Source organism: Desulfofalx alkaliphila DSM 12257 (assembly GCF_000711975.1).
Classification (GTDB): Bacteria; Bacillota; Desulfotomaculia; order Desulfotomaculales; family Desulfohalotomaculaceae; genus Desulfofalx; species Desulfofalx alkaliphila.
Genome location: NZ_KL544002.1, coordinates 1 through 20,829 on the forward strand (window position 1 = coordinate 1; position 20,829 = coordinate 20,829).

A 20,829-nucleotide genomic window follows, 5' to 3' on the forward strand; every position below is an offset into this window, starting at 1 on the left:
ATCATTTTTTCTTTGTATTACCAGACCTTTGTTTTTACGGCCGGTTTTGTCTTCTACTATAGATTTATCAAGGGCTTCGAGATATGCACTCATCATATCCACAATAAAATTGTCCGTGTATTCTTTTAAGGTGGTTTCCATCTCTTCAATGGCCTTAATTCTATCTGAAGCAAAAAAATTTAATAATTGCTCAATGAATTTTTCGCATTTTTGTAGTAGAATAGTATTCACAAGAGACACTCCTTTGGTAATTTGGGTTTTGCTCGACTTTATTTTACCAAAAAGAGTGGTCTCTTGTTTCTTTTTTTCCTACAACAATTTTACACTATGGTCAACTTTCTTCATTATGTTTCTTTTTCACACCAATCGCAACTATTGCACAACTGAACACGTCCCACAAAAACATCCTGCACCATCTTTAATGTATTTTTAGGGTAACTTTTTTCTTTATAGTGGAATACTATTTCCCGAGGCGCAATAGATATTAAGGCACTGAGCAGTAGGTCCTCGTAGTTGATGTCGCTCTCAATCATGTTTAATACAAAATCGTCAATTTCCTCATGATTTAGTCTTTTCTTATTTTTGTCATAAAGACCAAAATACCCATTGTCTTTCACAATTATATGAACCTGATCGATGCGCGGCTCTTGAATTTCAACAAAATACCTTAGCAATTGAATGAATTCACCGTATTCCCGCTCAATTAAAAAGTCGTCCACTGCATTGTCAATGGCATCCTTGAGCTCAGATATATACTCTTTTAAACGAAATCGGATAAAGCCATCAACAACCAGATGGTCATGGTTAGAAAGGTACTCATTTAACCGTTGATAAATTTGGTTGCGGCGCTGATTATGTACCCTATAGCCCATTTCCCCGTTCTTCATTCTTAACTTTTCAACGGTGTGCTGAAAAATCCTCTGTTTTTCCTCTTCATTAAAGTAGTAATAGTTTTCGCGTATAAGGTCATTTAAGAGAACTGATTCCCATTTATTTAAGATAACATCTGACACTACACTGGCAACATAATTTTGAAATAATTTATATTCCTTCTCGCCATTACTGGGCGGGCAGCATTTATTACCCAAATTACATGATAAAAAAGTATACTTCCCTGCGGGCAATTCACTAACCTCTACCTTTATGCCCTCATCTTCTAAAATGCAGAACTGACGTCTTAAATTTGCTTTCAGTAAATCAACATGCTTTGAGGCTCCAATGGAAATACATGGGTTCACATAATCACCCCTTCCATTATTACAATACATTATATGTGGCGGATATTTTCATGTTTACAATTTTACTTCCTAAGAGCAGTATAGACGAAATAAGTTTGCACTATGCCAAGAAAAAACTAAGGCATCAACCATAAAGTTGATGCTTACCCAATTTAATAAGGTTCTTTAAATATCACTCCAATTATAGAAAGTATTTTTCTTTATTTAACAATTTATTTATGCAAATACATAAAAGGCAGTTTTAATTAACATGCTATCTTAAGAAAATTGAACGGAGTGAAACTATGGCAACCACAGAAGTCCCTATCTCAAAGAAATTTAGTGAAAACATTGATTACCTGTTAAAAGAGATGCACATTGAAAAGAACTTTGATATCATTTACCGCAAATTAGAGTACGGCGGCAAAGATTTCGGCTTGTTTTTTGTGGATGGATTTGCCAAAGATGATGTATTGCTGCTTATAATGAGGGAATTAAAGCGCCTTACTTCCAGCGACCTAAGAACAAACACCATTGATAAATTGGTGCAAACCTTTATTCCTTACATTGAGGTTGAGACCACCGAAGATTTAGAAGAGGTGATAGGGCAAATACTGGCCGGACAAGCGGCATTAATAGTGGACGGCTGTACCCAAGCCCTTTTAATTGATATACGTGAATACCCGGTCCGTTCCCCTGAAGAGCCTGACATTGAAAGGGTGGTTAGGGGACCCCGGGACGGCTTTGTGGAAACAATTGTTTTTAACTGTACCTTAATCCGCAGAAGAATAAGAGATCGTTCTTTGGTAATGGAATATATTCAAGTGGGCAAGCGCTCGCAAACCGACATTGCCCTTGCATATATTGACAGCATAGCTGATCCTGAACTGGTAAAAAGACTAAAAAAGCAGTTGGAAGATATTGATGTTTCCGGCCTTTCGATGGGTGAGAAAACCCTGGAGGAATTCATATTTGGCAAAAATCTGAACCCCTATCCTATGGTACGATACAGCGAAAGGGCTGATACCTGTGCAGTTCACCTGCAGGAGGGGCATGTATTAATAATAGTGGACGGCACACCCAGTGTAATGATTTGCCCCACCACCTTTTGGCATCACCTGCAGCATGCCGAAGAATACCGTCAAAAACCCATAGTGGGTGCCTTTTTGCGTTGGGTTAGATTTATAGCAGTGGCAGCTTCATTATTTTTACTTCCACTTTGGTATTTATTTGCCACCAACCAGCATTTACTGCCGGCAAGCCTTAAATTTATCGGTCCGGAAGAGGTGGGGCAAATACCCTTATTTTGGCAGTTTATAATTGCTGAAATCGGTATAGAAGTATTAAGAATGGCAGCCATACATACCCCCAACGCCTTGGCAACCGCCCTTGGCTTAGTGGCCGCCCTATTAATCGGTGAAATAGCCGTTGAGGTGGGGCTATTAACCAGCGAAGTGATTTTATACTTAGCCGTAGCAGTAACAGGAACCTTCGCCACACCCAGTTATGAGTTGAGCTTAGCCAACCGCATTTCAAGGTTGTTATTTCTAATAAGTACGGCGATATTTGGTCTGTACGGCCTAATAGGAGCAGTGCTGCTTTGGTTTATACTGCTGGCATCAACAAAAACCTTAAATGTACCCTACATGTGGCCACTAATACCCTTTAATGCAAAAGCTATGTTTGTAGTGCTGTTCCGTGTTCCTATTCCCATGAAACTTGAAAGGCCCAGTATTCTAAACCCCCAAGATAAAACCAATGATTAAAGGTATCAAAAAGCCCTCCGGAAATCTTGAAAATCCCGGAGGGCTTTATCTTTATTGGTGGGCGGGAGAAGAATTGAACTTCCGACCTCTTGCGTGTCAAGCAAGCGTTCTCCCACTGAACTACCCGCCCAATATCTTTGAAGTGCATATAATATTATGCTATATATGCACTTCAAAGTCAAGGATATTTAATTGGCCATTCCCTGCCTTAGTTTAAACCACAATCCCTGTTCTTTGACCCGTTCAGTGGCCAACAAAGGCACCTGTTTTAATACTTTTCCATTATATAATACGGCAGCATGTCCCAGTTGTTGGCCCTTTTCCACCGGTGCAGGGACACTGCCGGGCATGTAAACCTTTAATTCTACCTTGCCCCCATCCTTAGGTGCATCAACCACTATGTCATCACCGGCTTCCACTGCAACATCACTGTGCACACCGCTTTCAACCTGCACAGCTCCAAGAACTTCCCCCTTTTCTACTGCCCTTTGCTCTTCAAACTCATTAAAGCCATATTCCAACAATGCCGCAGCATCCTCATACCTGTTTCTGCTGTGCAGCACCACTGCTATCAGCTGCTGACCGTTTCTGGTGGCCGAAGCAATCAAACAATTGCCCGCCCGGGCGGTGGTGCCGGTTTTCACCCCGTCTATCCCGGGGTAATCGCTGCGCAGCAAGCGGTTGGTATTGCGAACATCCATTTTACGCCCATTTTCAGCCCAGTGAATGGTGGCTTCCTTAGTGCTTACCAGCTCTGCAAAAGCATCATTTTTCAGCGCATAACGGGTAATCAGTGCTAAGTCGTAGGCAGTGGAATAATGGTTTGGCACCGAGTAGCCATTGGTATTTACAAATCTGGTGTTAACTGCCCCAATGGCCAAGGCCTTTTGATTCATAAGTTTTACAAAATTATCATGATTGCCACCCAGGTGTTCAGCAATGGCAATGGTGGAGTCATTGGCCGAGAACAGTGCTGCAGCTTTAGTAAGATCGCCCAGACTTATCTTCTCTTCTGCCCGCAGATTAATTTGTGAGCCCACAGAAATATTTTCTGCCCTTTTGCTCACCGTCACAATTTCATTGGCATCGCCCAGCTCTAAGGCCAGAATGATTGTCATCACCTTTGTTAAACTGGCAGGTGAGCGCTGTTTATCAGGGTTTTTAGCATAATAAACTTGACCCGTTTTGGCATCCATTAACACCGCCGCATCGGCGGTCACCTTAGGGCTGGCTGCAGCTATATCGGGATAAGCCATTAAAACGGCCAAAAGGGCCAGCAAGGAATAAACCTGTATTTTTTTAATTGTCAATTTACTTGTCCCCCCCCAAGCTTATTTTTACTAGGGCCGTCCATATTTATTAACAATATTAATTCCATTTTTTAACACAGTAACTTAGTGCTAAGGTTACCACTAGCAAAATATGTATAAATAGAATCCAATATAAATAAGGGTGGTGTAATTTTTGAGAGTTTGGACCTTTAACTTTTACAAATGGCGAAAACGGTTACCTATTATGGCTGCCTTTGTTGCGGTGGCAGTTATGCTTTCGGTGGTTATTTTTCACAGCCCCACAGATGACATTGCCGTAACTGGAGACACAGCGGTAAAGCAACAGCAGGCAGCCTACTACCGGGTAAAGACAGAAGAAAAGGTGGCAGCTTTAACCTTTGACTGGAGTTACGGAGAAAAGGTGGCGGTGCCAGTATTGGATATCCTGAAGGAAAGGGATGTTAAATGTACATTTTTTTTATCCGGCCCGGCATCCCTAAAGTACCCGGAAATATCTAAGCGTATAGCTAAAGACGGCCATGAGGTGGCCAGTCACGGCAACGAGCATGTGGATCTTGACAAATTGTCTAAGAAAGAAATTCAAAAAAACATAATGGAAGCACATAAAAGTATTAAAGAGGCCACCGGTCATGAAGCAAACTTAATCCGCTGTCCCAACGGGGCTTGGAAGGGGTCGGTATTAGAAGCCGCCAATGAAATCGGGTATACCGTCATTCAATGGGACACAGACTCACTGGATTGGTTTAAAGACCGCAGTTCTGCACAAATTGCCGACCAGGTGTTAAAAAATGTATCGCCGGGAGACATTATACTAATGCATGCCAGCGATGTTTGTGACCGTACCCCCGATGCCTTGCCCACCATTTTAGATGGCCTAAAAGAAAAGGGCTATAAACTGGTAACGGTATCAGAGTTGCTGAAATACGGCCCCGGCACCACAGATTAAACTAATAAAGAGGGGTGGACAACAGTCCACCCCAAAACTATGCCACCTATGGTTTTCTACGGCGCATTACCAGATATGCCACAGCCAGCAATATGGCCACCAGCACCACCACATCCAGACGGTGAAACCAGGGTTTAATTTGCTGCCAATTTTCTCCCATTTTTAAACCCACATATGTCAGCAGTATACTCCAGGGCAGCGAACCTAAAAAGGTATACAAGACAAACCTTTTAAAGTTCATTTTAGCTACCCCTGCCGGCAGGGATATGAAGGTGCGGATAACCGGCATTAGCCGGGTAAAAAACACAGTGGCTTCACCGTAGCGCTCAAACCAGCGATCTGCTAAAAATATTTTATCCCTGGATATTCCCACATAGCCGCCGTAATGCAGTAGCAGTGGGCGGCCACCCCGCAGGCCAATATAGTAAGAAACCACCGAGCCCACCGTACCCCCCACCGTACCCGCCATCACCGCTCCCCAAAAACTCAACTGCCCAGTGGACACTAAGTAGCCCCCAAAGGGCAGTATTAGTTCACTGGGCAGCGGTATGTTGGCACTTTCAATGGCCATTCCGATGGCAATTCCCCAGTAGCCAAGGGCAATGATAAAGTCTGTCACCCATGAAAAACACTTTTCTACCAAGGAAAAAAAGGCATCTACCATCCAATCACCCCCATTTACAGCCTATGCCGCCGGGAGCGTGGTTAGTCCTTAATTACCTTTATCCTTTGTGCATCCACCTGGCAATTAAAACCCAGGTTTTTTAAGTCCGGCACAGATATGTAAGAAATAAAATTGGCCACCTCCAACGGATGAATTGTTTCTCCATTGGCGGGAATAAACAGTTTTTTACCCAGGCCGGTTAAATAACTTCCGTTGCGAGCATCATCCCATTCCACTTGATAGCCCAAGCTTTCCATCGCAAAACGAAGGGGGATATAATAGACGCCGTTCTTTTGATAAGGGGCACCCATTAACCTATACTGCTTACCGTTTACTACTGCCCTGTTTTCTCCCACTGTAAACTCTACCTGTATTTGGTCGTCAGGCTTTATTAATTGTTTAGCCCCATGTATTTCTAACCCCGGTGAAAGAATCTTTTTATCAGGCTCTATTCCAACACCGTCAATGTAGCGACCCCCGGGCAGCTGATATTTGGCAGCGGTTACCTTCAGAGCTCCCCCGTTGTGTAGGTTAAATAAGGTCTGTACTGTGCCTTTACCATAAGTTTGGGCTCCAACCAGAGTAGCAACCCCATGGTCTTGCAAAGCACCGGCCAGTATTTCCGCTGCACTGGCGGTATTGCCGTTCACCAATATAACTAAAGGAATACCCGCTGCCCTGCCTGTGCCATAACTGCGGTAAACAATACTTTCGCGATTATTGTCTACCACACTGACAACTGCCGTGCCCACCGGCAAGAAATGCTCTGTTATATGAACCGCAGACATTAGGTAGCCGCCGGTGTTATTACGTAAATCTATTATCAAACCGTCCACCGCAGAAGATTTTATTTGCTGTATTGCCGCTGTAAATTCATTGGACGTTTCTGTGCCAAAACTATCTATGGCCACATAACCAATATTATCGAATATGATATCGGTGGTGACTGTGGGGGCATTTACCGCCGATCTTTTGAGGGTAACATCAAACTGTTCTTTCCCCCGCTGCAGCGTTAATGTCACGGTGGTACCTTCCACACCCCTAACCTTGTCGGCAACTGCGCTCAACGGCTCTTGGTAAGCGCTTTGCCCGTTTACCTTAATTATAATATCCCCCACCCTTAAATTTGCCTTTTGGGCGGGAGAGTTGTCAAAAACTGCGACCACCTTTGGGTAGTCGCCCTCTGCCTCCATTTTTATACCTATGCCAACATAATTGGCGTCTAGGGAATCAGTAAAGTTTTTTAACGACTCCGGTGTCATGTATTCTGTGTGGGGATCGTTTAAACTGTCTAGCATCCCTTCTATGGCGCCGTTAACTAAGTCGTCAAGCTTAGGCCGATCAACATGATAGTTTAAGGTATAATCTAAAACCTCTTCAATGGTGGTAATCCCGTCAACATAGTTTTCATAGGCCTGTGCAGGCTTGGGACAAATTAAGGCCACCATTAGCACCAATATTAATGATAATTTTTTAAACAAAAATATCCCCCCACCGCTGTTTTTCTTTACTAAACAATTCGCTATTTGGTTAAAAAAACCTGCAAGCAGGTATTAATGAAGCCGGTGGTGAAAATAATAAGTAAGATAATATGAGGTAGGTGCTACATGTGTCCCTAGATACATTGATTGTGGTAGACGGAAACAGTTTGGCCTACAGGGCCTTTCATGCAATCCCCCTTTTAACAACCACCCGGGGGTTAATAACTAATTCCGCTTATGGTTTTACCAACATGCTGTTAAAGTTAATAGATGATGTGCAGCCCGGCTTGGTGGCAGTGGCCTTTGATAAAGGCCGGGTTACCTTTCGCAATGAGCAGTACAGCCAATATAAAGCCAACCGTAAGGCAATGCCCGACGAATTGCGGCCCCAGTTTCCCATAATTAAAGATATTTTAAAAGCAATGCGCATTCCGATATTTGAGCTGGAAGGATATGAAGCCGACGACTTAATTGGCACCATAGTGGCCAAAGCGGAACAAACGGGCTTGTCAACTTTAATTGTCACCGGCGACCGGGATGCCTTGCAGCTTGTTTCCCCCCGCACCAAGGTGCTTATGACTAAAAGAGGCATTACTGAACATGAAATTTATGATGAAGGCAAGGTGTGGGAACGCTTTGGGGTTTACCCCAATCAGTTTACCGACTTTCGCGGACTCACCGGGGACAGTTCTGACAACATTCCCGGGGTGCCCGGCATTGGGGAAAAAACGGCAGCCAAGCTACTGCAGCAGTACCCTACATTGGAAGAAGTATTAGATAACCTGGACCGCCTGCCCAAAGGTCAGCGGGAAAAACTGGAAAAGTATAGGGAGCAAGCGCTTTTATCAAAAAAGTTAGCCACCATCGAGCAGCAAGCGCCCATAGAAATTGATTTAGCGGCATGCTCTTACAGCGGGCCGGATTATCCACCACTGCTGGAACTGTTCACCGAGTTGGAGTTTAGGTCTCTCATTAAGTCAATTTTAAATAAGCAAAAGGATCAAAAGGGCAGCAAGCAACAAAAAGACAGCATCCTGCCCGCAGTGAATAGGTATCAGGTGGGCTATCAAAAAATAACCAAACCTGAAATACTGCAGCAGCTGTTGGATGAAGCAAGACAGCATGGAAAAATTTCCTTGCTGTTAAGCGGCACCCGGGAAACGGGTGTAGCAACCGCTGCCATTGCAACACAAGACAATGTTTATTACATACCGGTGGAAGGTGCAGATGCCCCTTATCTAAAAACAATTAAGGAATTATGTGAGGATGAGCAAATTGCAAAGTTATGCCATGACGGTAAAAACACCATATGGCTGCTGCACCGTCATGGTATTGAACTGAACAATCTAGGTTTTGACACCATGATTGCCGCCTATTTATTAAACCCGGCCACTTCTAACTATGATTTGGAAGACCTGGCCATGGAGTATTTGGGCATAGTACTGCCCGGCAAAGGGGAGGTTGCTGCACCGGCAGGTTCAGACGCCATTAATAAACTAGTACCGGTACTGCACGATAAAATAAAAGAACTACAGGAAGAACGCTTGTTTTATGAAGTAGAGTTACCCTTGGTTAAGGTATTGGCAAAAATGGAAATTGCCGGAGTGGCAGTGGATAAGGATATGTTGGCGGAAATGTCAGCGGAGCTGGGTCAACGCTTATCATCCCTTTCTGCTGAAATCTATCAATTGGCCGGTGAAGAGTTTAACATTAACTCTCCCAAGCAGTTGGGTAAAATACTTTTTGAAAAGCTAAAGCTGCCGGTTATCAAAAAGACTAAAACCGGCTACTCCACCGACGCCTCGGTGCTGGAGCAACTGGCAGAAAAACATGATATCGTTGAAAAAATATTGGAGCACAGACAGTTAGCAAAATTAAAATCAACATACGCCGACGGTTTGGCCATGCTTATTAACAAGAAGACCAAGTGCATTCACACCACGCTGCACCAAACGGTAACAGCCACCGGGCGGCTGTCCAGCGCTGAACCCAACCTGCAGAACATTCCCATTCGCATGGAGTTGGGGCGCCGTATTCGAAAATTCTTTGTTCCCCGGCATAAGGAAAACCTTATTTTAACGGCGGACTATTCACAAATCGAACTGCGTGTGCTGGCCCATATAGCCGGGGACCCCGGCTTTTTAGAAGCCTTTAATAAGGGGCAGGATATACACGCCCGCACAGCCTCAGAGGTGTTTAACGTACCCATCGATGAGGTTACCCCGGAAATGCGCGAACGATCTAAGGCAGTTAACTTTGGTATTGTATATGGCATCAGTGAATACGGCTTGGCAAGGGATATTAAAGTAAGCCGGGCTGAAGCGCGCAAGTATATCGAAAATTACTTTGCCCGCTGTCCCGGGGTAAAAGATTATATCGACCGTATCATCAGAGAGGCTAAAGAAAAGGGTTACGTTACCACTGTATTAAACCGGCGCCGCTACCTGCCGGATATCTTGAGCCCCAACAGGATGACCCGCAGCTTTGGTGAGCGCACCGCCATGAATACACCCATACAGGGCAGCGCTGCGGATATTATTAAACTAGCAATGGTTCGTGTTGATAAAGAGTTGCAAGATAAAAAACTTAAATCTAAAATGATACTGCAGGTTCATGACGAGTTGATATTTGATGTTCCTAAAAATGAACTGCCGGTGGTAGTACCCTTGGTGAAAGAGTGTATGGAAAAGGCCATCACCCTTGACGTTCCCCTGGTGGTAGAAGTCAAGGCCGGCCCCAGTTGGTACGATGCAAAACCGGTGGATGAAGCAAACTTGATAATGGAGTAACGGATATGCCGGAATTACCAGAAGTAGAAACCATTAAACACTCACTACAAACACATATCACAGGTTTAACCATAGCCGATGTTAAAGTATTTCTGCCCAAAATTATACGCAGTCACACCCCCGGTGATTTTAAAAAAGCATTGGTGGGGCAAAAAGTTAAAGACCGACTTTACCGGCGCGGCAAGTATTTAATGATACCTTTAAGTGAACGTACTTTGGTTGTTCACTTTAGAATGACCGGCAGGCTGGTTTTTTTAGATGAAAAAACGGACTTGCCCAAGTATACGCACCTGCTTTTTGTTTTTGATAATGGAAGACAGATGGCCTTTGCCGATATGCGCCAATTTGGGCAAATTCACCTACTGCCCAATGCAGAAGTTAACAAGATAGCGGGCATAAAAAATATGGGGCCGGAGCCACTGGGTGACAATTTCACAGTGGAATACTTCCAAAGGGAATTAAAAAGAAGGCGGGCAAAGATAAAATCCCTGTTATTAAATCAATCCTTTGTGGCCGGCCTGGGCAATATTTACGCCGATGAGGCACTGCATTTGGCCAAAATAGACCCTGAGCGTCCCGCTCAACAGTTAACAAAGGATGAAATTATACAGTTACATCAGGCCATTGTGGCAGTGTTACAACAGGGGATTAAAAACCGAGGCACTTCCTTTAGGGACTACGTGGATGCCCAGGGCAACATCGGCAATAATCAAGATATGCTGCAGGCCTATAACCGTAAAGGGCAGCCATGCAACTTTTGCGGCACAGCCATTGAGCGCAAAAAAGTGACGGGCCGCAGTTCATACTACTGTCCACAGTGCCAAACTTAGCACCATGGTTGAACATGCACCAAATTACTTTCTTTCCCATATAGTGAACAAAAATATACTGAGCTATATGGGAGGGAAATGTTTTGGAACTGCTGACGACAGCAATTTTCGCACTGGCCCTAAACATCGATGCCCTGGGGGCCGGGGTAGCTTACGGCATAAGAAAAATTAAAATACCTTTCTCTTCGTTATTAATAATAAGCCTAATGTCAGTACTGGCAATTATCATTTCGATGACCTTTGGCCATGTGGTTGCCGGTTATCTTTCAGAGGCTTTAGCCACTCGCATTGGCGGCATCATGCTGATGTGCATCGGCGTGTGGATACTAATACAGTCTTGGCCTAAATCAAAGGGCAAAAAGACTAAAAATATGTTAGAAACTAATGACCCAACGGTAATGCAAATACGTATCCGCTCCTTAGGCCTGGTAATCCAAATACTGCGGGACCCTTCAATGGCAGACCTAGATAAATCAGGGGTTATCAGCCCCCAAGAGGCCCTGCTGTTGGGAACAGCGCTGGCCATGGATGCCTTTGCCGCCGGTTTTGCCGTTTCAATGATGGGTTTTAATCTTTTGCTAACGGGCATAGTGGTCGGTGTGGGGCACATAGTAATGACCTACGGAGGATTGTTAATGGGCAGCGGTATTTCCACCTCCGCCATCGGACATAGAATAGCTGTATTACCGGGATTTTTGTTAATAGCACTGGGGTTATCCCAAATGTATTAATTCTAAAAAATATCAACTGGGTGATAGTAATGACTGTTATCGGATTGACCGGTGGCATTGCCAGCGGTAAAACCAGCGTAGCTAATTACTTAGCTCAACTGGGAGCAAAAATATTAGATGCTGATATAATAGCAAGAGAGGTGGTTGCTCAAGGCAGCCCGGCGCTAAAGGAAATTGCACACACCTTTGGGCCGGGCGTATTGCACGCCGATGGCACCTTAAACAGAAAAAAACTGGCCTCTATAGTTTTTGATAACAGTGAAGCCTTAGAAAAATTAAACGCAATTATGCACCCCAAAATTTCAAAAATAGTTGCCGATGAAATTGCTTGGCATAAACAAACAGGGGAGCAAAAGATGCTGCTACTGGTGGCCCCACTTTTAATTGAGGTAGGCCTTCACAAACAAGTGGACCAAGTTTGGCTGGTGCATGTTAACCCTCAAACCCAAATCGATCGTTTAATAAAAAGGGACAAGCTTAGTAAAGAAGAGGCCCTAAAACGTATTAACTCACAGCTGCCGGAATCGGAACGGTTAAAATTCGCCCATGAGGTGATTGATAACAACGGCAGCTGGGAAAACACACGCAAGCAAGTATTGAAGTTATGGAATCTCTATGCAACCGGTGATACTGATAAAAAGAACTGAATATATTTTGCAATAGCATTTGCTTACCTAAGTTTTGTGGAGTGATATGTTTGTTCCGACAGAAGAAAAAAAAGATGCCCTATATAAAATTAATTCTGCTGCTGGCAATAATGTTATTTGTACTTTTTAAAAGCCATGACTTAGCCAAGCAGATTTACCCATTTCCCTATCGCGAATCCATTACCCACCATGCCATAGCCAACAATATAGACCCTTACCTACTGGCAGCATTAATAAAAACTGAAAGCAACTTTAATCCCGAGGCCACTTCACCGGCCGGCGCCCGAGGTCTATTGCAAATTATGCCAGATACAGGTATGTGGATTGCCGATCAAATGGGAAGAACAGATTTTAACCCTGACCAGTTATATAACCCAGAAATAAGTATTAACATGGGTGCCTGGTACCTGTCTAATTTAAAAAAAGAATTTCCCGGAGACCAAGCCTTAATTTTAGCCGCATACAATGCCGGTCGCGGCAACGTTAGTAACTGGTTAGAAAATGGATACTGGACCGGTGAAACTAAAAACATCGACCAAATACCCTTCGCAGAAACCAGGCATTATGTGCGAAAGATAATGTGGAATTACAAGGTATATAAACTACTATATGACGGCACTAATCAGTAAAATTGCCTTGCAGAGATCTCACCACTATGTTATAATGTTTCTTGTCAGTAAACGTGTCGGAGTGGCGGAATCGGCAGACGCGCACGTTTGAGGGGCGTGTCCGAGAGGGTGAGGGTTCAAGTCCCTCCTCCGACACCAAGGCAAAAAGCCTTTGCAAACTTCTAATTATTAGAATATGCAAAGGCTTTTTTATTGTTTATTAACTAATATTTAGTAGTTATAAAGCTCGTCTAGTATTGCGTTGTTAAAAACGGTGATAAAATCCTAAAGGGGTGCGGACAAAATCTTGGACAACTTAAGCCACTAATCCTATGCGCTGTCGGTACTCCACTGGACTCATCACACCTTAATTTGATTCTTTACTCATTATACCAGACAAGACATCTATCAAGGTGTAACTGTCAAATAATTTTGAACAAATTTACGCAAATAACTATTAACACCTAGTTATTCCCAAAAATGGTTTCCCTGTGCTTGATTCTATAGCTATCCCCAGTAAGATTAATCACTTCACTCCTATGAATAAGCCTATCCAGGATAGCAGTGGCCCCCAGTAACTCACTCCAATCTTCCGAGCTTTTGTTAGATATTGCTATCACTGAAGACTGGCCATAAAGTTTGTTGATTAGCTGGAAAAAAAGATTTCCTTCATGGCGGTCCATGGCTAAAAACATCAAATCATCAATAATTACCAGGTCTGAGTCAATGATTTTTATTAACCTTGTCTTGGATTTACGGGTAATTTCCTGGGTTTTAAGTACCTGCACCAAGTCATCCATGGTAATAAAACTAACTTTATAGCCTCTATGCACTGCTTCCAATCCTAGTCCGGTAGCAATAAAGGTCTTGCCGACCACGGGTGGGCCAAGCAGTATCAGGTTATATCCTTGATCCAGCCACCATAATTCTCTTAGTTGTTTTAGCTGTTTTTTGCTTAGAGATTTTTGTTCTCTTAGGTCAAATTCATCAAGAGTTTTGTGCTCCGGAAAGGCAGCCTGTTTGAGCCGCCTTTCCAGGGATTTTTCTTCACGCCTTTGAACTTCATAGCTAATTAGTTTGAAAAGAAAATAGTGTTTATGCTTATTTGCGTAAATCTGTTGATTCTAGTTTACCAGTTACACAGGATATCATTAAAATCATTTATGCTGACTCCATTCCAAAACCGGTTATAAAATATCTCATTTTTTCCAGAATTAAGATGCTTGATAATTGAATCTGTTTCCGAAAAACTGCCAATGCGTTCCGGTATCTGTATCTGTTTCGTCATACTTTTTAATACTTTCCAGCATTCTTGCACATCAAAAAAACCGGGAGAACCTACCCGGTTAAACACTATAAAAGCGTTCTCTGTTTTATTGACTTTTTTTAACGTCGGTAATAACTGAACCACTCCCTCCAAAGAGCCATATTCAGGATTAACCGTTATTAACACCGTATCCATAAAAGGCAAAAGTTTTTCTAAAAAAGTAAAGCTTTTTGGTAAATCAATGAACAGCATCTCGAATTGTCTTTAAAGGGCCTCAATCACTTTAAGTATTTTGCTTAGGTCTAATTCATGATAATTGTTGCTACTATAACACCCGGTACTATATACAGGTTTCCTAAATCAGGATGTTTTATAGTGTATTCATCTATACTGTACCCTGTGCTTTCATCCCAGGTACTAATAGAAGGCCATAGTATGTCCGGGTTTTCTAACATTTCTAAACAACTTATGCCATAAACAGTTGGCACCTTTGGAAATTCAGCTAGATCGAGAATAGCAACCGGCCTTCTATTAGGAATATTAATAGCCGCAGCAGTGGCCAATGAAGTTAATAAAGTAGTGTTCCCTTTTCCGCCCCCAGGAGAAATTGCAGTAACTATGTTGTTTCGTACAAACCGGGTTTTGGCAGTGGTCTTTAGTTGTATAATTGGCTGGTCATCATTTTTACCGGGTGCCACAGCCTCCTTTGTTATAGTAACTTTTCCTGACCATTTAGGGCTTTTAGGATTAAGCAGTTTAGCTGCACCAGGGAAAAAGGTTGCCATTTCTATGCTTGCCCTGGCTGTAGGTTGTTGACCATTCCAATAAACCCTAACTTCTTTAATTTGGGATGCTACTGTTGTGTTTTTCAGATGGTTTCTAGCAATAATCTCAGCATGGGACGGATTATTTGTTGTAGCTAAATATACTACTGCATGTCGTGCGGCTCTATCGGTCTGGTAGCTGTTATATAACCACAAGCCGTGAATAAGAAATATACACAGAACTGCCAAATATATGCAAAAAACCAAAGCAAACTCTACCAATGCCTGTCCTTTTTGATCTTTAATAAGGTTTTTCATATTTCACCTCCTATAAAACAAAAAGCCCACTGTTAGGTTACTAACAGTGGGCTAGTGAACTATAGGCCAACTCTAATTTTTCTGTCGGTTTCGGGTAAATTCATCTTCTTAACAGTAATTGTAACACTATCTTTATTATCTTGCGGATATACGTCTGTCCATGAATCATTTGCTGGCCATGCCTCACCATTTATAGTGTATGTTCCTGGGCCTGCATTGAAATTATATGGATACTGCTTAATCTCCTTGGGGCCTAGATTAAGAGTGTGTACTTTCGGGCCTCCCGGTCCATTAATCGTAACCTTTACTGGCAGTGTGCCAGGGAAGTTATCTTTACGCCTTACAGTCACTGTTGATTCTACAAGAACGCTGTTGTCTGGAATTACCCAATTAGTTTTCAGAGGTTGTATTTTGATAGCTATATCATATGCTTGAACTTCGATGTGTGCTATATCCTCGTTGTTATCCCGGTTGGCGTCTGTTGGAGTGCTCACTGGTTCAATTCTTGATATTATTTCGGTGTTTGTATGTTGTGAGGTAACAGTAAAGTCATACTCTTTTGTTTCCCCGGGTTGAAACAAAGCCTCTGTTACCGGCAGTGTTACAGGGTATTCGTTGTTGCCCACCTTGTGCACCAGTGAAAGTCTAGCTGTCTCCGGTTGTGGATGATCGGCGTTGAGACTAAACCTTACTTTTGATGTAATTTTAGTGTTTGGCGCAACATCAAATACGTGCTCTGGTATTGTTGTTGAGAAGTCAGGGAGTTCTGCAACTATACCATACCAGGTAACCATCACCGGTAAGTACCAGCGCCAGCCCTCTACAGCGTTACTAAAACCTTCACCCTGGTCAGTGTGGTAGGCTTTAAGATCAAAGGCCCCTGCTTCGGGCGTCAAGTCAAAATTCCACTCGACGGTTGCACTGCCGGTTGTTAGGTCAGTGTCAACCTCCAGGGCAGAAAGATTATTGGGGGAGATATCTTAGATAATCTCTTAAAAAGATCTCCCACGCAACTCCCCAAGATTTTGGGCTAGAGGTATTGCCAGCATCATAATGCGATTGGTCAAATATATGTGTTGCCTCGACACGTGTTATTTCGTAGTGTTTTTTGTCATCTGGCAAAGTATAAACCTGAGTATGCTTTTTGCCTTTTTGCCCCTTTACATCAGGAACACCGTCATTATTCGTGTCCTGCCAGGTGACACCGTCACTGTGCAGCCAGATATCAAAATATCCGGCTCCTACCTGACGGTGTATAATTTGCTCACCGGTGTTTGCAAATGCCGCCGGTACAAGTCCCAGCAGCAGCGCAAACGTTAATAATATAGCAGTTAGTTTACGCATTTCTAATTACCCCCTTTTAAGGGGTTTTCAATCATTAAATGTGCACCAGGGAACTCAACCATAACGTAATCAACTTTGGTTATATCTGCTGTCGGCCATCCCTCTGAACCATCCCTGCGGTCATTAATAATGGAGTGCTTTGATTCAAAAGGACTATCCTTTGAATAGCTCTGGCGGTCTGGATCACGTTGACGTAGCTTATCATCTTCAACTAAGAAGACAAAGCCGGCTGTTCCCACCGGGTTACTTCGCTTAACATACACATATTCATCATCAAATCTAATATCGTGAATAATCTCTGTATCAAACAACTTATAGTCATTTTTCTTTAAATCATCAACAGTAATATATACTACCTTATCAGTTGGTGAAAACCAGGGGTGCTGGTACTTAGTGCCCAGTGTTTGGGTGGAATCCCTAACATCAATTGCCTCTTGTTGCTGTGGCGGCTCCTGCTCTTGGTGGCCACCAATGTAGTCTACCACTGCACTATAATCAGGCTTTTCTTGCCCTTTAGGATAAGCTAATACAATACCGTTTTGAGGATCCCAATCCACTTGATAGCCTAATGCTTCAGCTACAAACCTAGCGGGCAAGAATGTTCTGCCATCACGCAACAACGGTGCAACATCAGTTGTGGTTACTTTTCCATCACTTTTAATCTGTTTCTGCCCTACTGCCAGTTCTACTACTGGAAATCCCGGCTCTGACAGTGTTACTCTTGGGCTTTCCCATGCAATGTTCTCATTTTCAACGCCTAGGGCGTTACTTAGAAACCGAATGGGTACAAAGGTACGACCCTGCTCGATGAAGGGGGCAGCGTCCATTTTGATGCCGGGCACTTTGTTGTCAATAAAGTAGTGATCTTGGCCAACTACGAACACTACGCTTTTAACTAACTCTTTTTGCTCGTATACGTCTACTTGTTCCCGTTGCTGGGCAGCAACAGCACGCATACCCGGTACGAGCAAAACAAATAAAGCTAAACATACTGTAAAGGCTAATAATCTTTTCATTAATCATCACTCTCCTTATAATATATAGACGAAACAAAACATGTGTTTGTTCCCATGTATTTCCTTTATTTCATTGAACATGCTTGACAAAGTTAAAACTTTTAAAGATAATAAAAGTGGGAATACTAATAACTAACAAAACGGCTTGGGTGCCTCACATACCGAGGTTTTCATCTTAAACCCTTAAACTGCTACCCACAGTTTAAGGGTTTTTAACTACTTACGACGGTCGGTGATTAACACTACTAGGGTGATAAGTAGGATGATAGCTATAACAGTCTGTATTGCGTCACTTATGGTAATCATCCCGCCTCACCCCCTTTCTTGGATGTTTCCATCCCCGGCAGGTGAGGCCCGTTAGTTAGTTATGTATTCCCAAAGTTATTTTACCACATTTTTCTACATCGAACTACTGTATAAGTATCAACGATTTCCCTACTGTGCTCTACTATTTACGCCAGTGCCGTCCACTGTCAGTCTCAGTGGATAGGTAAGGGTTATTGTGTCTGTTGTACTACCACCACGCCTATGGCAATGAGAGCTATTACTGAGTGGTGGACAAGGGGTAGAGGTCATCCAGTAGTAACTTCTACTAACCGTATATCGTACAGTTAAATCGTATTGCCGGGGATGCTCTGCCATTAATCTACCAGCTATTGGATTGAAAATTTTTGCTCCATCCATGCCCCAATTTTGTTCAAAGGTTAATTCTGCAGTTCTATTGCCTGTAACTCTCATGGGTATTGACTTTGTTCCTTGGGGCGGTAAAGGGTTGCCAAAAGTAAAATTAGGATGTTTATTTGGCACTATTAATTCTGCACTGACAAGATGCCAACTGGTCAGGTATGCACCATGGCAGCCTCTACTGGGTACTGGTGGTGTTGGGGCAGTAAACCTGCAAGTTACCCGATCCGTCCACTTTGCAGTCCCTGGGGGCCGGGTGATGCTGCCATCTTGGGACACCGCTGTAAGGTTAGCCGAACCCGGCTGCACAGGCGGTGGAGGTTGCATAATATTTACGTATGCCCTATCTTCATTGTTTTCAAGGTTAGGATCTGTGACCACTACTGGTTCTATGGTGGTGATGATTTCACTATCTACACTCTGTGCTGTAAAGCTATAAGTGTACTCTTTTACTTCACCCGGTTGGTATACATCTTCAGCAGGGTTTAAAACTATATTGTAATCTGTGCCGTTAACATGATGAACAAGAGACAGCCTAGCAGCTGCCGGCCCGGGGGCATCTTCATTAAGCTTAAACCTCACTTTAGATGCTATTTTGGTTCCTGGTGCAATGTCTCCAAACCATTGTTCATCTAACTCAACTGAAAAATCATACACCCCATCCACAGGTACACCATACCAGGTAATAATGCCCGGCAAGTACCACCGCCAGCCTTCCACTAGGTTGCTGATGTTGGCTGGCTCGTAGCCGATGTACCGGCGGTTTTCTTCGTCCTTAATATTAAGTGCACTTGTTAAAGGGACAAGATCAAGCCCCCACTGTACCGTTGCACTGCCGGCAGCTAAGTCCTGGCTGGTGACTTGAACAGTCAGGTTTTGGGGAAGATAAGCCAAGTAATATTCATGAAACTTTTGCATTGGCATAACTTCTTCCCCTGGGTTTGTGTTAATCCAGGGTTGGCCATCCGGGCCGGATGTGCGACCACCGGCGGTAATATATTCATCAGGGGTAAAGGGATATTGTACCTCTACCCGTGTTAATTCATATCTTCCCAGTTCATCAGCTGCACTATAATTAAAGGGTTTGGTTGACTTCCCGGTCTGGCCGGGCATATCTGGGTTGCCGTCATTGTTTGTATCCTGCCACTGGCTACCTTTCCAGATATCGAAGTAGCCCATTATTACCTCTTGTTTAACAATTTGTTCCTCATTTTGGGGCAATGCTAAAGCCGTTCCAACCGGAACGGCTAACAGTAAAGCTATTAACAGCAAAATACTGATTCTTTTTAACATGAGATTCAATTACCTCCTTTGTATAAAGGATTTTGGACCAAAAGCAGTTCGTCGCCAAGCTCAAACATGATGTGGGTTACTTTGGTTAAATCGGCAGGTGGAAGAAATGCCATCCCATCCGGTGTACCCGCACGAATATGATCAACTGGTGCGGTCAACGTGCCGGTGACTGTTCCCATATATCCACCACCACCGCGGTAACGAACAACTTTACCCTCTTCAACCAGGTAGAACTTAGGCATAGATTTGCCAGGGTTTGATGCTGTTACAGTTACACCGTCCGGGGTAACCTTTAAGTCATGGATAATATCTCCACGATGACCATCTTTTCCAGCAATTTCAATACCATTGGGTTTTAAATCAGCAACAGTGACTTCTTGAATTACCGGATTTGTGGTATTTAACCAATCCCATTTATCTTGTAAACTCTTCTGAACTTCTGGGGCAAAGTTCCAATCGGCAAAACTAAAGGGCTTGCCTTCAAGGGGCTTGGCTTTGTCGTACAGTTCTTCTGCACTACCTACAGGTGTTTCGGGTTCTTCTTTAACTGGCGGCTGTTCCCCACCAATGTAGTCTACCACTTCGCTATAATCAGGCTTAGGCTGCCCTTTGGGATAAGCTAAAACGATGTTGTTTTGGGCATCCCATTCCACTGTGTAGCCAAGGGCCTCAGCTACGAATCTAGCAGGAAGAAAAGTTCTACCGTTTCTTAGTAACGGTGCCACATCGGTTTTTGTAACTTTTCCATCACTTTTAATCTGTTTCTGCCCTACTGCCAGTTCTACTACTGGAAATCCTGGCTCTGACAGTGTTACTCTTGGGCTTTCCCATGCAATGTTCTCATTTTCAACGCCTAGGGCGTTACTTAGAAACCGAATGGGCACAAAGGTACGACCCTGCTCGATGAAGGGGGCAGCGTCCATCTTGATGCCAGGCACTTTGTTGTCTATAAAGTAGCGATCTTGGCCAACTACGAATACAACGCTTTTAACTAGCTGTTTTTGTTCGTATACGTCAACTTGTTCTTGCTGGGCAGCAACAGCACGCATACCCGGTACGAGTAAAACAAATAAAGCCAAACATACTGTAAAGGCTAATAATCTTTTCATTAATCATCACTCTCCTTATAATATATAGACGAAACAAAACATGTGTTTGTTCCCATGTATTTC

At 43.3% G+C, this 20,829-nt stretch carries 19 protein-coding genes, 2 tRNA genes and 1 pseudogene; 8 read left to right on the plus strand and 14 right to left on the minus strand.

Annotation, left to right across the window (positions count from 1 at the left end; genetic code table 11):
* Together BR02_RS14595 and ytxC are read right to left on the minus strand one after the other, a co-directional pair.
* Positions 1–231: pseudogene (locus BR02_RS14595) on the minus strand (ISLre2 family transposase); the annotation flags it as partial.
* A 113-nt stretch (positions 232–344) separates the two neighbouring features.
* The gene (ytxC, locus tag BR02_RS0114080) at positions 345–1,268 is read right to left on the minus strand and encodes a putative sporulation protein YtxC (protein WP_084171072.1); all 924 of its coding nucleotides are present in this window, start codon (positions 1,266–1,268) and stop codon (positions 345–347) included.
* Positions 1,269–1,522: 254 nt separating this feature from the next.
* Here ytxC and BR02_RS0114085 point away from each other — a divergent pair, with 254 nt between their 5' ends.
* Complete coding sequence (locus tag BR02_RS0114085; RefSeq protein WP_031518148.1) at positions 1,523–2,983, plus strand: spore germination protein; 1,461 nt, start codon at positions 1,523–1,525, stop codon at positions 2,981–2,983.
* Positions 2,984–3,038: 55 nt separating this feature from the next.
* On the opposite strand, the gene BR02_RS0114090 is transcribed toward BR02_RS0114085, so the two are convergent.
* Together BR02_RS0114090 and BR02_RS0114095 are read right to left on the minus strand one after the other, a co-directional pair.
* Positions 3,039–3,113 (minus strand) — tRNA-Val (locus BR02_RS0114090).
* Between the two features lie 58 nt (positions 3,114–3,171).
* The gene (locus BR02_RS0114095) at positions 3,172–4,293 is read right to left on the minus strand and encodes a D-alanyl-D-alanine carboxypeptidase family protein (protein ID WP_238442485.1); all 1,122 of its coding nucleotides are present in this window, start codon (positions 4,291–4,293) and stop codon (positions 3,172–3,174) included.
* 154 nt (positions 4,294–4,447) lie between these two features.
* On the opposite strand from BR02_RS0114095, the gene BR02_RS0114100 reads away from it, so the two are divergent.
* On the plus strand, positions 4,448–5,221 hold the full coding sequence (locus tag BR02_RS0114100) for a polysaccharide deacetylase family protein (RefSeq protein WP_031518152.1): 774 nt from the start codon (positions 4,448–4,450) through the stop codon (positions 5,219–5,221).
* Between the two features lie 46 nt (positions 5,222–5,267).
* Here BR02_RS0114100 and BR02_RS0114105 read toward each other — a convergent pair whose 3' ends face one another.
* Together BR02_RS0114105 and BR02_RS0114110 are read right to left on the minus strand one after the other, a co-directional pair.
* A complete protein-coding gene (locus BR02_RS0114105; RefSeq protein WP_031518154.1) occupies positions 5,268–5,885 on the minus strand; it encodes a DedA family protein in 618 nt (205 codons plus the stop codon).
* Between the two features lie 41 nt (positions 5,886–5,926).
* The gene (locus BR02_RS0114110) at positions 5,927–7,366 is read right to left on the minus strand and encodes a S41 family peptidase (RefSeq protein WP_031518156.1); all 1,440 of its coding nucleotides are present in this window, start codon (positions 7,364–7,366) and stop codon (positions 5,927–5,929) included.
* Between the two features lie 128 nt (positions 7,367–7,494).
* Here BR02_RS0114110 and polA point away from each other — a divergent pair, with 128 nt between their 5' ends.
* The 6 genes from polA (at position 7,495) to BR02_RS0114140 (ending at position 13,130) form a co-directional block, all read left to right on the plus strand.
* Positions 7,495–10,155 carry a DNA polymerase I gene (gene polA, locus BR02_RS0114115; RefSeq protein ID WP_031518158.1) on the plus strand — a complete coding sequence of 887 codons (2,661 nt, stop codon included), beginning with the start codon at positions 7,495–7,497 and terminating at the stop codon, positions 10,153–10,155.
* A 5-nt stretch (positions 10,156–10,160) separates the two neighbouring features.
* Positions 10,161–10,985: a bifunctional DNA-formamidopyrimidine glycosylase/DNA-(apurinic or apyrimidinic site) lyase gene (gene mutM / locus BR02_RS0114120; RefSeq protein ID WP_031518160.1), complete on the plus strand. Its 825-nt coding sequence runs from the start codon at positions 10,161–10,163 to the stop codon at positions 10,983–10,985.
* 83 nt (positions 10,986–11,068) lie between these two features.
* Complete coding sequence (gene ytaF / locus BR02_RS0114125) at positions 11,069–11,716, plus strand: sporulation membrane protein YtaF (protein WP_031518162.1); 648 nt, start codon at positions 11,069–11,071, stop codon at positions 11,714–11,716.
* A gap of 29 nt (positions 11,717–11,745) precedes the next feature.
* Entirely contained in the window at positions 11,746–12,363 is a 618-nt protein-coding gene (gene coaE / locus BR02_RS0114130) for a dephospho-CoA kinase (RefSeq protein ID WP_051688357.1), read from the plus strand.
* A 50-nt stretch (positions 12,364–12,413) separates the two neighbouring features.
* Positions 12,414–12,992 (plus strand): lytic transglycosylase domain-containing protein, encoded by a 579-nt coding sequence (locus BR02_RS0114135; protein ID WP_420795396.1) that lies wholly within the window; start codon positions 12,414–12,416, stop codon positions 12,990–12,992.
* Positions 12,993–13,047: 55 nt separating this feature from the next.
* Positions 13,048–13,130: transfer RNA gene (locus BR02_RS0114140), tRNA-Leu, on the plus strand.
* 305 nt (positions 13,131–13,435) lie between these two features.
* Here the strand turns inward: BR02_RS0114140 and istB are convergent.
* The 8 genes from istB to BR02_RS14995 all read right to left on the minus strand — a co-directional run bounded on the left by istB (position 13,436) and on the right by BR02_RS14995 (position 20,766).
* Positions 13,436–14,086 carry an IS21-like element helper ATPase IstB gene (gene istB / locus BR02_RS0114145; RefSeq protein ID WP_084171073.1) on the minus strand — a complete coding sequence of 217 codons (651 nt, stop codon included), beginning with the start codon at positions 14,084–14,086 and terminating at the stop codon, positions 13,436–13,438.
* 14 nt (positions 14,087–14,100) lie between these two features.
* Positions 14,101–14,490, minus strand: a complete 390-nt coding sequence (locus tag BR02_RS0114150; RefSeq protein ID WP_031518167.1) for a ParA family protein — start codon at positions 14,488–14,490, stop codon at positions 14,101–14,103.
* A 50-nt stretch (positions 14,491–14,540) separates the two neighbouring features.
* Positions 14,541–15,320 (minus strand): TadE/TadG family type IV pilus assembly protein, encoded by a 780-nt coding sequence (locus BR02_RS0114155; RefSeq protein ID WP_031518168.1) that lies wholly within the window; start codon positions 15,318–15,320, stop codon positions 14,541–14,543.
* A gap of 59 nt (positions 15,321–15,379) precedes the next feature.
* The gene (locus tag BR02_RS0114160; protein WP_031518169.1) at positions 15,380–16,216 is read right to left on the minus strand and encodes a hypothetical protein; all 837 of its coding nucleotides are present in this window, start codon (positions 16,214–16,216) and stop codon (positions 15,380–15,382) included.
* A gap of 67 nt (positions 16,217–16,283) precedes the next feature.
* Entirely contained in the window at positions 16,284–16,664 is a 381-nt protein-coding gene (locus BR02_RS0114165) for a hypothetical protein (RefSeq protein WP_031518171.1), read from the minus strand.
* Between the two features lie 2 nt (positions 16,665–16,666).
* Positions 16,667–17,680: a stalk domain-containing protein gene (locus BR02_RS14990; protein WP_051688359.1), complete on the minus strand. Its 1,014-nt coding sequence runs from the start codon at positions 17,678–17,680 to the stop codon at positions 16,667–16,669.
* A gap of 435 nt (positions 17,681–18,115) precedes the next feature.
* Entirely contained in the window at positions 18,116–19,657 is a 1,542-nt protein-coding gene (locus tag BR02_RS0114180; protein WP_031518175.1) for a COG1361 family protein, read from the minus strand.
* Between the two features lie 5 nt (positions 19,658–19,662).
* On the minus strand, positions 19,663–20,766 hold the full coding sequence (locus tag BR02_RS14995; protein WP_051688360.1) for a stalk domain-containing protein: 1,104 nt from the start codon (positions 20,764–20,766) through the stop codon (positions 19,663–19,665).
* Positions 20,767–20,829 lie beyond the last annotated feature (63 nt).